Origin of the sequence: Clostridium sp. E02, from assembly GCF_003833015.1 — a bacterium.
Lineage (GTDB): Bacteria > Bacillota > Clostridia > Lachnospirales > Lachnospiraceae > Lacrimispora.
The window spans coordinates 132,257-144,605 of the sequence record NZ_RJLQ01000012.1; the positions used below are offsets into that span (position 1 = coordinate 132,257).

At 39.1% G+C, this 12,349-nt stretch carries 11 protein-coding genes; 6 read left to right on the forward strand and 5 right to left on the reverse strand.

The window, feature by feature from the left end:
* Window positions 1-39 precede the first annotated feature (39 nt).
* From EFT72_RS10895 to EFT72_RS10905, 3 genes are read right to left on the reverse strand one after another with little or no spacing between them, the layout of a single operon-like run.
* Window positions 40-852 carry a protein-glutamate O-methyltransferase CheR gene (locus tag EFT72_RS10895; RefSeq protein WP_124066938.1) on the reverse strand — a complete coding sequence of 271 codons (813 nt, stop codon included), beginning with the start codon at window positions 850-852 and terminating at the stop codon, window positions 40-42.
* 13 nt (window positions 853-865) lie between these two features.
* Window positions 866-1,363 carry a chemotaxis protein CheW gene (locus EFT72_RS10900; RefSeq protein ID WP_124066939.1) on the reverse strand — a complete coding sequence of 166 codons (498 nt, stop codon included), beginning with the start codon at window positions 1,361-1,363 and terminating at the stop codon, window positions 866-868.
* A 25-nt stretch (window positions 1,364-1,388) separates the two neighbouring features.
* On the reverse strand, window positions 1,389-3,518 hold the full coding sequence (locus EFT72_RS10905) for a chemotaxis protein CheA (RefSeq protein ID WP_206426640.1): 2,130 nt from the start codon (window positions 3,516-3,518) through the stop codon (window positions 1,389-1,391).
* Between the two features lie 127 nt (window positions 3,519-3,645).
* On the opposite strand from EFT72_RS10905, the gene EFT72_RS10910 reads away from it, so the two are divergent.
* From EFT72_RS10910 to EFT72_RS10935, 6 genes are all read left to right on the forward strand, one after another.
* Window positions 3,646-5,067 carry a hypothetical protein gene (locus EFT72_RS10910; RefSeq protein WP_124066940.1) on the forward strand — a complete coding sequence of 474 codons (1,422 nt, stop codon included), beginning with the start codon at window positions 3,646-3,648 and terminating at the stop codon, window positions 5,065-5,067.
* The gene (locus tag EFT72_RS10915) at window positions 5,054-5,395 is read left to right on the forward strand and encodes an EscU/YscU/HrcU family type III secretion system export apparatus switch protein (protein WP_124066941.1); all 342 of its coding nucleotides are present in this window, start codon (window positions 5,054-5,056) and stop codon (window positions 5,393-5,395) included. The genes EFT72_RS10910 and EFT72_RS10915 overlap by 14 nt, the downstream gene beginning before the upstream one ends.
* Before the next feature lie 19 nt (window positions 5,396-5,414).
* Entirely contained in the window at window positions 5,415-6,038 is a 624-nt protein-coding gene (locus EFT72_RS10920) for a PilZ domain-containing protein (protein ID WP_124066942.1), read from the forward strand.
* A gap of 83 nt (window positions 6,039-6,121) precedes the next feature.
* Window positions 6,122-7,477, forward strand: a complete 1,356-nt coding sequence (locus EFT72_RS10925) for an N-acetylmuramoyl-L-alanine amidase family protein (protein ID WP_164473133.1) — start codon at window positions 6,122-6,124, stop codon at window positions 7,475-7,477.
* Window positions 7,477-8,538: an N-acetylmuramoyl-L-alanine amidase family protein gene (locus tag EFT72_RS10930; protein WP_164473134.1), complete on the forward strand. Its 1,062-nt coding sequence runs from the start codon at window positions 7,477-7,479 to the stop codon at window positions 8,536-8,538. Before EFT72_RS10925 ends, EFT72_RS10930 begins: the two co-directional genes overlap by 1 nt.
* Window positions 8,539-8,574: 36 nt before the next feature.
* Entirely contained in the window at window positions 8,575-9,357 is a 783-nt protein-coding gene (locus EFT72_RS10935) for a lytic transglycosylase domain-containing protein (protein WP_243109996.1), read from the forward strand.
* Between the two features lie 58 nt (window positions 9,358-9,415).
* On the opposite strand, the gene EFT72_RS10940 is transcribed toward EFT72_RS10935, so the two are convergent.
* Window positions 9,416-9,802 carry a response regulator gene (locus EFT72_RS10940; RefSeq protein WP_124066945.1) on the reverse strand — a complete coding sequence of 129 codons (387 nt, stop codon included), beginning with the start codon at window positions 9,800-9,802 and terminating at the stop codon, window positions 9,416-9,418.
* 22 nt (window positions 9,803-9,824) lie between these two features.
* On the reverse strand, window positions 9,825-11,612 hold the full coding sequence (locus EFT72_RS10945; protein WP_164473135.1) for a FapA family protein: 1,788 nt from the start codon (window positions 11,610-11,612) through the stop codon (window positions 9,825-9,827).
* Window positions 11,613-12,349 lie beyond the last annotated feature (737 nt).

Below are 12,349 nucleotides of genomic sequence, written 5' to 3' on the forward strand. Positions count from 1 at the left end.
CAGGTAGAACCAAAGTAAATAGATTTTATATTAGGCAGATTATTCTTTTCGGTAAGTAGCCGGCATCAAATATTTATAAGGAGTCTTTTCCTTATTAATTGTTTCTGAATGGCCAATCAGAAGATAACCGCCCGGAGCAGTTGCTTCATAGAAACGCTGGATCAAACCGTCTTTTGTATTCTGATCAAAATAAATCATCACATTCCTACAGAATATAACATCAAATTTTAATCGAAACCGAATTGGTTCCATTAGATTAAAGGTCTGAAATATAACATTAGACTTAATGGAAGGAGCCACAGAATAAACACCTTCCTGACCTGTTTTTACAAAATATTTATTTTTCCATGTAGGAGATAAATTTTTCAGGGAATCTTCGTCATAGACCGCTTCTTTTGCTGCACGTAAGGCATTTTGCGAGATGTCGGTTGCAAGAACCCGGGTATCCCAGAGGGCGGCTTGCGCCCCTAGGGTTTCCTTTATAAGCATTGATATGGTATATGGTTCTTCTCCGGAAGAACAGCCTGCACTCCATATACTCAAAACTTTATTTTTTTTTGTACTTAATAAATAAGGAAGAATTGTATCTTTGAAAAACTGAAAATGAGCTTCTTCTCTCATAAAATATGTATAGTTGGTGGTTAGTTTATTCAACATGACTTCTAAGTCAGCCGGATTTTTTGAAGAAATAACATGGTCAATATAATCCGTAAAGGATGTATACCCCAATGAGAGGATTGTATTTGATAATCGTCCCATAATTAGCTGTATTTTTTTCGAAAGGTCGATCCCGTAATTCTTTTTGACAAATTGGACCAGACGAAGGAAGTCTTGTTGTGAAAGTGTTAACATAGAGTGCCGTCCTTTACGAGTTATTCACGAGTGTTTCGCTATCCAGAAGCAGAACAACTTTGTTATCCGGCATAGAGATCATGCCACTAACCAGTTCTTCCCGGTTATTGGCTGGTACAGAAGAGATTCTTGAGTAATCAATATCAAGAACCTGTTCCACGTCATCAACCACAATGCCTATAAAAACAGAATCTACATTTAAAACAATGACACAAGTCGTGCTCGTATATTCAATGGCTGGTTTTCCCAGTCTCAGGCGAATATCAATAATTGGTACGATCTGCCCTCTTAAATTAATAATTCCCTTCACATAATTAGGCATCATGGGCATCGTTGTGATTACGTGATTGGTGATGATTTCAATGATATAGTTGGTACTTACTCCAAAGATCAAATTATCGGAGCGGAAGGTTAAATAGCGTTCCATATTCTCTAAAACATCAGAAGTAAGGTCGCCGTAAGTGATTTTCTCCGAATCGGCCATAGCGGTTCGTGTATTCTCTGCTGACATGTGTATTCCTCCAATTCCTATTTTATTAATGTTGTGAAGCCGAAAATAGATTCAGCACGTCTAAAATAATACTGATATTACCATCGCCCAGGATCGTACAGCCACTGATACCGGAATCCTTGATGTTAAAGCTGTTTAAATAGACCGGAAGAGGTTTTACAACCACTTGCTGTTCTCCAAGCAGATCATCAACAAAGAGACAATAGGATTTATCCCCAGATTCTACCCATACCAGAATTCCGTCTTCAATATTGGCAACGTCTGTATCAATATTATATAGTCTGTGTATTCTCACGATCGGATAGAACTGATTCATGCATTTAATAATTTCATTGCCTTCTGTATCATAGATTACCTCTTCCTTTTTAACTTTAAAGGACTGACGAATATTGGCAATTGGAATCGTAAATACGGATTTTCCAACTGAAATCTCCATACCGTCAACAATAGCCATAGTAAGAGGAATCTTTAACGTAGTACACATACCCTTTCCAAGCTCACTTGATACGGTTACGGTACCACCTATGGTTTCCACGTTTTTCTTTACAACATCCATGCCAACACCCCGGCCAGAAAATTCCGTTACGACTTCATTGGTAGAAAATCCAGGAGCCAGTAAAAGAGAAAGAATTTCTTTTTGTGTGTATTCATTCTCCGGTTTTGTTAAAATACCGTTTCTCTTTGCCTTTGCCAAAATTCCAGCGGGATCTGCCCCTTTTCCGTCATCACTGATGGAAATAACGACTTCATTGGTTGTATGCGTGGCGGAAAGAATAATCTCACCCTGTGGATCCTTGCCAGCTGCAATACGGTCTTCTTCTGTTTCTTCAATTCCATGGTCCATAGAATTTCGAACAATATGCATGATAGGGTCTCCAATGCTATCAACAATGGATTTATCTACTTCCGTATGCTCACCTATGATGGTCAGGCGAACGTCTTTTTTAAGTTTCTGCTTCATGTCTCTTACAATTCGGTTCATCTTCTGGAAAACACCGGAAATAGGAACCATGCGCAGAGACATTACAATATCCTGAAGATCATCCGTCAATTTGCGAAGCTGTCTGGTTGCCTTTAAAAAACTGTCTAAGTTTTTTAAATTCTGGATTTCAGGAGAAGAAGTTACCATGGATTCTGTTATAACAATCTCGCCGACAATGGCAACTAAGTTGTCCAGTTTTGCAAGATTAACGTTGATTAAGTTCTGCTTACTTGGCATTTGATGACCGGAGCTTGCAGCCGGAGCGTTAGCGGGTGCCGCCTTTTCACGTACTGCGGGCGCAGCTGAGGAGGGGGAAACAGATTTTACTTGTTTTTTCTCAACAGAATCTTTTGATCGAATGTTTTCTATGAGTTCATAAGATCTTATATTATTTAAATTATTAATTTGTGAAATTGCGGAGTCTACATCGTCTCTAGAATTAAAGGTGAGGAAAAATCCTTTTTCAATGATAGAGCCCATGGTTTTACTGTTTGTTTCCACATCTTTGGGATAAAAACCAAATTCCAGACCAGACTCTTTTAATGAGGTTACAAGCATGAATGCACGAAGGTGCTCCATTCCACATCCCTCGTCAAAAAAGATTCTTAAGAAAAATGCAGAGTTATCATCTGGACATCCTGCCAGATCCATCCGGATCTCATCCAGACTGGAAGTTGCATTAACAGTCTCTTCTGGCTGTACCGTTTTTTTTGATTCTGGTTTGCTGCTGATGCCTTCATCTTTTGTTGTTTTTACGCCATCTGTGCTTATTTTTTTAAGAAAGGTATTAATTTCCTCCGTGAGATTGTCGACATTATCACTAAGCGGCTCGTTGTTTTCTACCTTTGCCACCTCAGCACGAAGCAGATCCGTAGAACGGAACATCAAGTCAAAAAGAGTGCTCTTGTGAGAAGTGTCAAAGGAATCCAGCCCATGTTCACGAATAAAAAAGAATAAATCTTCTATGTGGTGAGCGATTTGCATCAATGAAGAAAACTCCATCATGGCAGAGGATCCCTTAATGGTGTGCATAATACGAAAAATTTCGTTCACATCGTCCACCGTAAAATCTCCTGCTTTTTCGGCTTCTATCAGGAGCTCATCCAACTGCTCCAGAAGAGAATTGGTTTCAAAAAGATACATATCAAGCATATTATCCATGCCGTTATCCATAATATTTACACCGCCTTGTCTAGTTTAGTATATATTTAAATATCGGTATGGCTGGTCAAAAAATAATAGCAAATCACAGAACCTTTTGAAAAAATAAAAGGAAACACCATATACATGGAGGCATAATATGGCAGATATTTTAAAAGTAACGACACCGATGTCCGGTTATGACAACTCAAGCATCAAAAATAACCCCCAGGCAGGGCAGGGAGTACAGATACAAAACCCTGTGGATCCAAGCAAAGTCACAAGAGGGGATAACCGGACTGACTCAGGTGGAAGCAAAGAACAGCAGTTGGCATTCCAGTACGGTTCTAATTTTGGAACATTTTTAAATTCAATTAAAAACATGCCAGATCTTTCCAAGATTTTCACAGATATATTTTTTCAGGGAGAGGATGTGCTTACAGGAGGTGTGATGGGAGAAGAAGCTGCAAAACAGATCGCTTCTTTTTTTCAGGCAGCTCAGATGAAGGATGAAGAAATTCTTGGCTTCATCAAAGATCAGGCAGAGTCATCTGTTCGATTCAATGGAGGGATTTTCGAACAGCTCCGTCACGTGATGTCAGATACAAATTCTGTTGACTTAAAAACTGATGTTTTGAATTTTATTCGAAAATTTAATGATATGTCTTCCGGCAAGCATATACTTCATGATATATTTAATAATGTGGATGGTATGAAGGCATATGTGTTTAAACAGACTGCAGACCAGATTGAGAATCTGCTGAATGCTTTGAATCTGTCTGCCAGTGCTGGGGATACTTCTTCCAATGCAGTTTTGTTAAAGGAGAAACTTCTGCCAATGCTTGGTAAGTATGTAGCTCAGAATCACGAAATGGGAACGTTTCGGGATAAGATATCCCTTTTAACTGTCTTGATTTCAAGATATGAGAATGGGAACCGGGAGGATGTGTTACAAGCTTTCTCAAAATTAACGGGATATCAAGGATTTCGGAAGCATTTTGGGAACACCTCCATGGAAGAATTTGGAGAACTGCTTGAACAAGTGGATATGGAGCAGGCTGCTGGAAAGAATGAATGGGCAGACAAATTTATAGATTTTGTAAGTATGGGGGCCAATGGTGATACGGGACTTGAAAATAAGCAGATGTTTTTAAACTTACTTCACAACATGGTTCTCAACGAGAGTGTCTACATGCCTTTGCTCCATCTTGCGTTCCCAATTCATATCGGAGGAAAGAAATTATTTTCTGAAATGTGGATTGATCCAGATGAAGAGGGTAGCAGCACTCAGGCAGGTGTGGAGCGGAGAGTCCGGATATTCGCCAAGTTTGATATCAAAGATTTGGGACAGTTTAAACTTTTGATGCTTTATGGGGAAAGCAACTCAGTTCTCCAAATTTATTATCCAGAAAAGATTACAAAATCTGAGTCAAATATACAAAAAGGCATCAAAAGTATTATGGAAAAATATCATTTTCGCAGTGATAATATATTTTTGTATGCGGGAGAAGGTCCAACTTCTCCACTCACAGTTTTTCCGAAAATCCAGGAAAGGAGAAATTCAGTCGATGTCACAATTTAAAAATACGTTAAATAAAAAAGCGGTTGCATTAAAATACGATGATGCGAAAAACCGCTCTCCAGTTATTGTTGCGTCAGGAATGGGGTATATGGCAGAAAAGATTGTGGAAGCAGCCAATGAAAATGGGGTACCTGTTTATGAAGATAATTCTTTGGCCACCATTTTGACGCAATTAGAACTGGGAAGCCAGGTACCGGAAGAACTGTATCAGGCAATTGTAGATATTTATCTTTATTTCCTGGATTTTGCACCTGGAACGGAAAAAGAAAAAATTATGACGGTAGAAGAAGAACTGATAGAAACAGAAGAAGAGGAAATATTAAAATAGGAAGCGGTGGAGTAAGTCTATGTTTAAAGAGTGCGAAAAAGCTTGTATTTATTCTTTGGATAATGTTTTTTTGGCAGAAGTAAGAGTACTCGATGGGGAACAAGAAGAAATGGGACTGATTTTTGACCAAGAAGAGGATATGGATAAGGTAAATACCGAGTCTATTGTTGTTTTTTATGATGCAATCCAAGGGCTTGTTACCTGCAAGTGCAGTCTGTCTGGAAGGCTTAAAGTGACGGGAGATGAAGTTGGCGAATTAGGCAGGGCGATTTATAAGGTCCCTTGTAGAATCGTGGAACACATTTGTGTGGAACAAAGGCGCAAAGATTTAAAAGTTAGAGTATCCCTTCTGGTAGAGCTGGAAGGAGTGGACCATGAGGGGAATTCGATTCACGTTCCAGCGAAAATCAAAGACATCAGTGCAGGTGGAATTGGTTTTGAATCGGAAGCAGAATTAACACAAGGTGATGTCTACTCCTTTCTATTTAAGACATCCACGGGCAGTTCCATGTTAAAAGTGTCTATTCTATGGGGGGAAAGTTACCGTTACGGCGGTCGCTTTTTCGATCAGACCTCTTTTCAGGAATCTCTTGTGAGGAAGTTTACATTTCAGGAACAGTTGAAAAACAGAAAAGTACAATAAATCCTTATTTTCCGCTCCGGGAATGTCGACAACCTATTAATAGGCTGTTTGGTTTATTTAGTTTAAAGAAAAGGAGCGATAGCATGAAACAACAAAAGAAAGCTTTGATCTTGTGTATTTTGTCAGTGCTTTGCCTATATCTGACTCCAGAAAGAGTGCTGGCAACCGAAACAATAAGTTCAATCAGCATAAAAGTTGGAATGAAGATTGAAGCAGGTGATCGGCTACCAGATATCAAGATTGATCAAAAGGATGGAGACTGTTACATATCTTCTGGAGACAAAAGGTATACCGTAAGGGAAGCCAAGTGGATTACATCCGCTTCAAAAGATATGACCATAGGGGAAGAACCAAGGATGAGTGTCACTCTTTCCCCCTCCGATGAATATGATGCTTATTTTAAATCTTCTTACGAAGCGACTAAGATAAAAATAAACGGGGGCTCTTATGTCAGTGCCAAGAGAAGTGGGAGTGATCTTGTGGTGACGCTTAGAACCAAACCGATGAAAGGACTGTATGCGGAGCCAGAGGATGTGGGCTGGAAGGATACCAGACTAGGCCACGCTGTATGGTCAAAAGGAGATAACACATCCGGAGCATATGATGTTTGGCTTTATCGGGGGAAGAAAGCGATAGTAAAAAAAGAGCAAGTAAAGGCAACCACCTTCAATTTTTACCCTTATATGACAGAGGAAGGGACCTATTCCTTTAAAATCCGATCTGTGCCGTTTAAACAAGATGAATTAAAGAATGGGAAAAAGAGTGGCTGGGTAGAATCCGATGAACTTGTTATTCGTGCAAGAGATGTTTCTGATGGAACGGGGAAAAGTTCTGATACTGTAGACGGGGTGGCAAACAGTACGAAAACAGGTTGGTTGGAACAGTCAGGTTTATGGCAATATCAGTATGCAGACGGAACGGTTCAGGCAAATTCATGGCTGGTTCTTGATGATGTCTATTACAGATTTGATCAGACGGGTAAGATGGTAACTGGCTGGTTTCTTACTGACAGGGACATTTATTATATGGCAGCAAATGGTGCGATGGTAACTGGCTGGAATAAGATAGATAATACCTGGTACTATTTTTATCCCGATCAGGGACATGAAGCCCCGTATGGGGCAGCAGCCACTGGTTGGCAGGTGATTGATGGGCATTCTTTCTTTTTTAACAACAAAGGTGCTATGCAAACGGGCTGGTTGAATCAGGCAGGGAGATGGTATTATTTAAATACCGTAACCAATGGTGTGGAAGGTGTTATGCTAAAAGGTTTGATCACCAGAGATGGACAGACCTATTACACCAACCAGGAGGGGATTATGATGACTGGCTGGCAAAAATTTGATGGATATTGGAGATATTTTAATCAGGATGGAACCATGGTTGTGAATGCAGCCATTGATGGATATATAATAAATCAGGATGGAGTATGGGAATAATGATGAGGACGGAAAAGACGAAGAAGATGGGTTTGTTCTTAGCTGCACTCATAATGGGATTTACATTCGTACTTCCTGTTAAAACATTAGCGGACGAATCGATTGTTATTCGAAGTGTGAATTTAAAATTCGATAGTAAGTATGGGGATCAGGAAATTCTTATACCTGAAGTTTCTACCTCCGTTTCAGGAGTTACGGTACAGGACACACTTTGGAAGCATGATGTTAGTAAATGGAAAGCAGCTAAGCCAGAACGTGTGAGTGTATATTTAACCTCTGATACTATGATTTTTGCGGATGCATATAATCGTTCTAAGTGTAAAATCACGGGTGGTAATTTTGTATCAGCGAAAGCGACGGATAATCATACGTTGGAGATTAAGGTAGATTATACTCCAGTTGTACGGTTGGGTACCACTGCACGAGCGGGGTGGAGTGACAGCAGAAAAACAAAGGCAGTTTGGGACAAGGTAGAATTCGCAACCGGTTATCAAGTGGCACTTTATGCGGATGATAAATTAATAAAGAGAATTCGTGTGGGAACTAACGTAGTAGATCTTTCCGAGTATATGAAGAAAGATGCGATTTATTATTACGAAGTCCGTGCGGTGGGAAATACTTCTAGTGACAGAAAATATTTGAAAGAAGGGGAATATGTTACTTCTGAAGATATATTTATGGAATATGAAGGAGACACGGCCGGGAAGTGGAAGGGCAATACCTACCTTCAGGAAGATGGGGGATTACCGAGAAATAGTTGGAAACAGATATTAAATGATTGGTATTATTTTGATGGCAGCGGGATTTGTCAAACTGGCTGGTTGTTATCTGGCCAAAGATGGTATTATTTAAATCCAGCCGATGGTAGATTGCTTACCGGATGGCGGTTTATAAATGAAAAATGGTATTATTTAAATCCTGCTGGTGGGGAGATGCTGACCGGGTGGGTACAGGTACAACCAAACGTTTGGTATTACTTTTATAAAGATGGAAGTATGGCTAGTAATACCAATATAGACGGATTTTGGGTGGATGAAACTGGAAGATGGTTTACGAAGTAGCACTTAACTTAAAATAAGTACTAGGAGGAGCAAAAAGTGGTGACGATAGACCAGTTACGACTATCTGCACTTGCTAAATCAGGCATAGTGGAGAAGGGATACAAAGCTGCGAATGAAGTAAAAGGTAGTTTTAAACGAACATTTCAATCGGCTCTGAATGTTCCGTCTAATATGGAGTCAATGTTTCAAGAAGCTTCTAAAAAATATGGGGTTTCTACAAAATTGCTGAAAGCGGTAGCAAAAGCAGAGTCTAATTTTAATGCTTCAGCTACATCACCAAAGGGAGCTGCAGGCATAATGCAGCTAATGCCTGCAACGGCGAGAGCGTTAGGGGTTTCGGATCCCTACGATGCACGGAGCAATATTATGGGCGGTGCAAAATATCTAAAAGAAAATCTGGAGCGTTATAACGGAGATGTAAAACTGACATTGGCGGCCTATAATGCTGGAAGCAATAACGTACGAAAGTATGGAGGGGTTCCACCTTTTAAAGAGACCCAGGAATATGTAAAAAAGATTATGAAAGATATGGGGAGTGAAGAGGGTACTTATGATGACGGCATGACTGGTAATATGTACGGTATGCTGAATACATATCAGAACACATATCAGAACACATATGGTAGTTATGATATACAAAATGCCATTCATGCCATATACAATCTGACGGGCACGAGTGGGAGTGGTGAGTCTTCTGAAATCGGTACAAAAAAAGAAGACTATCTCTATCTAGTTGAGCTGATGAAGCTGCGTATGCAGACTGCTTCCCACCAGCTTTCAAATCCTATGGATTTTAGCGACAAGAATAAAATCATTTGATCATAAAAGCCTTATGACAAGCATAACAGCTGTCATAAGGCTTTTTATGTTTATAAAATCAATTCTTGTTTGTTTGAAGTGTTTTGCTTACCTTTGACAAAGCTTCTATAAAATGTGATGTTTCAATTGGTTTAAAAACAACTGGGATAGAAGGATTCAAGTCCGCCACCATCTGCAATGTTTTGTCGTAGGCAAGAGAGCTGATGATAATGATGCCAGCCTCTGGGTGACGATTCAGCAATTGTTTGGATGTTTCAATACCATTGATACCTGGCATTATAATATCCATAGTTACAAGATCAGGCTTTTCAATTTCATAGCTTACCAGCGCCTCCTCACCTTTTTTGCACTGACAGATTACCTGGTATTCAGTTCCTTCTAGTAATTGTTCTATTTCTTTTCTGATTAATATGGAATCATCAACAATCATAATCTTCTTTTTCATAATAATATCCCTCCCATTAAAACTACTTACTACCAATTATTATATCGCCTTCACTATTTTTGTATATAGTGCAGCTGGAATGCTCCTCTTGGATCATGAGGCTGGATGAACCGATACGAATTCGAACGACAGGCAACAATTGCTGGCTCTGGATTATTCCAGTCTGTTCCATGTCTTTTTCATTGATTACGGTGAGACGGTCATTGATTTCATTCTCCCGGATTGCTAGGATATCGGAAGCCTGTTTTAAATTTTCCAGTAATTGCTGCTTGTCTTGCCGTTGTACTGTCTCCAGATAAGTAATATTCTTTCGTATTTCTTCTAAATTGTGTTGAAGTTGTTCGAGTTCACGAGTAAGTCGTGTGGACTCCTCTACGTCTTTTGGTATATTAGCTATAATAAGTTCAGTCACCAGCCGGCGTACTTTAGAACCAATCATTTTAGCACTTATATTGTTGGTTGCAAGAAGGGAACCGCCTATAATCACTCCAATTCCAGCTGTGACAATGATATCTTCACTGCTTTTTACCTTTGAGTTAATGATACTTTCCGCGTATACATTACCTTTTGCAGTTACACTGCAGTGCTCTAAATACCTACATTTTATATAGGCATCGGAATAAAGCGATCCCTTCCCATTTCCAGAGACTCCACTGGCGATAACAATAGGTCCTTGTGCTGAAATTTCAGCTCCTTCTACGGAACCACGAATATCAATGCTTCCGGTTGCTTTTACAGAGAAACCATTTCTAACATCACCTGCAATTAAAATATCTCCGTCATAGTCTAGATTACCCGTATTATTATCTACATTTCCATTGATTTTTAGAATTGGATCTACCTGAAACTTACCGTTTGCAAAGGTGACGTGACCAGTTTTCTGTGAAAGAAGAAGAGTTCTGTCCTCAGTAAGCGTAGTGTTTCGACCAGAGGGGACTGGGACATTCGTTCCCTTAATATCACAGGGATAGGATTTCCCAGTTACAGTTTTACCGTCTTCTCCAGGTATGGAAGTGCTGATTTCGCTGATTACTTCGCCCTCTTTAACGGATTGGATGTTATTTAGATGTTTATAATCCACAGAACCATTTTCGTCTTCTTCGAATTCAAGATTGACAATTCGTTTGAAATTATCTTTGATTGTTCCATCAATTCCGTTCCGTGCCAGAATCCCTTTGGCGATCAGGACTACCTTTTCATACGTTTTGTTTTCAACAATTGATTTTAGCTCATCTTCCATGATACCGACTGTTATGTGCTCTTGAGCTAATAATGCTTTCAAATCTTCCTCTTTAATATCCGCACCATTATTAATGGGAGGAATTACGTAAATCCAGGCCGCCATCTGATCATTCGACAGGTAAAGATGTGGTTGTGCTGCTATAGGATCGGGCTCTTGCTCTTGATGTGGTTCTTCTTGATCTAGTTCCCCTTGATCTGGTTCAGTTTCTCCTGCCTTGGTTGATGCTGCTGTGGATTTCATTGCGTTTGAAAGAGATTTCATTTTACTTCCAAACTGTTTGTACTCAATTTCTAATAATTCTTCGTCCACTCTTACAAGAAGTGGATCATTGTTGCAGGATTCCCATATAAGAGAAGGTGGAGGGGTTGCCTGTTCATGATTTGTGTCTGGTTTAAGCGACTCTGTGTCTTCCGGTTTTGATGGAGGGGTATTCACTTTTGCTTCTGGTTTCTGATTTTCTGTCAATTCATTGGTATCATCTGCTGATGGCACATTTTTTAATGAATCTTTGAAATGTTTAACATTTTGAAAAAGTCCTAAGAACCCTTTTCTGTTTTTCTCTTTCATGGTATTCTCCCCTAACATTATGGATTAACTGACTCCCCTGCTTATTACAGGTAATGGATTGATTTATATAGCTGCTATGATGTCTTCTTAATGAATACAGGAAATGTGATAGGAATGATTGGCTGCAATTGATAAGCTCTCCTAAAGTTTATGACGTTATTCATCATGGTGAATGGACTGAGTGTTGTGTTTCCAGAAGGTGTTGAAGCGTTCAAACCATACATAAGAAGCACACCCCCTTCTATATTAATAATGTACCACAACGTTATATCGACAAACTACAGTCATAATATAATACATAAGTTCCATTTTATAAGGGAATTATCACTATGATAGCAACAAAATAAAAAACGAAAAAAATAGCAAAAAAAGTGTTGACAATTGCAATATGCTTTGGTATGATATAACACGTTGCTGAAAACGGCAACAAACATCTTTCGAAAAAACACATTGGGATACGATGAAAAAGTTTTGAAAAAGACAAAAAAAACAGTTGACAAAAAAGACTGAATTTGGTAATATATGAGAGTTGCTGCTGAAGCAACAAAGTAAAAAAAGCACTTTGAAAACAGAAGATTGAACAGTATGTAAAACCCTGAAAATTCTAATAAAAAGTCATGTTTGATGACTTTGAATGAGAAATTCAGAACGAATACAAGTAATTGTATACGAACCAAACAACAAGTAAAAACGGGAAATAAATTAGCTAGTTAGTTGATTTTGACCGTGGATTGAAC

Coding starts and splice junctions, on each gene's coding strand:
- EFT72_RS10940 (WP_124066945.1), bottom strand. CDS start 9,802: ATGAAAAAGAAGATTATGATTGTTGATGATTCCATATTAATCAGAAAA.
- EFT72_RS10895 (WP_124066938.1), bottom strand. CDS start 852: ATGTTAACACTTTCACAACAAGACTTCCTTCGTCTGGTCCAATTTGTC.
- EFT72_RS10925 (WP_164473133.1), top strand. CDS start 6,122: ATGAAACAACAAAAGAAAGCTTTGATCTTGTGTATTTTGTCAGTGCTT.
- EFT72_RS10905 (WP_206426640.1), bottom strand. CDS start 3,518: ATGGATAACGGCATGGATAATATGCTTGATATGTATCTTTTTGAAACC.
- EFT72_RS10915 (WP_124066941.1), top strand. CDS start 5,054: ATGTCACAATTTAAAAATACGTTAAATAAAAAAGCGGTTGCATTAAAA.
- EFT72_RS10945 (WP_164473135.1), bottom strand. CDS start 11,612: ATGAAAGAGAAAAACAGAAAAGGGTTCTTAGGACTTTTTCAAAATGTT.
- EFT72_RS10900 (WP_124066939.1), bottom strand. CDS start 1,363: ATGTCAGCAGAGAATACACGAACCGCTATGGCCGATTCGGAGAAAATC.
- EFT72_RS10910 (WP_124066940.1), top strand. CDS start 3,646: ATGGCAGATATTTTAAAAGTAACGACACCGATGTCCGGTTATGACAAC.
- EFT72_RS10920 (WP_124066942.1), top strand. CDS start 5,415: ATGTTTAAAGAGTGCGAAAAAGCTTGTATTTATTCTTTGGATAATGTT.
- EFT72_RS10930 (WP_164473134.1), top strand. CDS start 7,477: ATGATGAGGACGGAAAAGACGAAGAAGATGGGTTTGTTCTTAGCTGCA.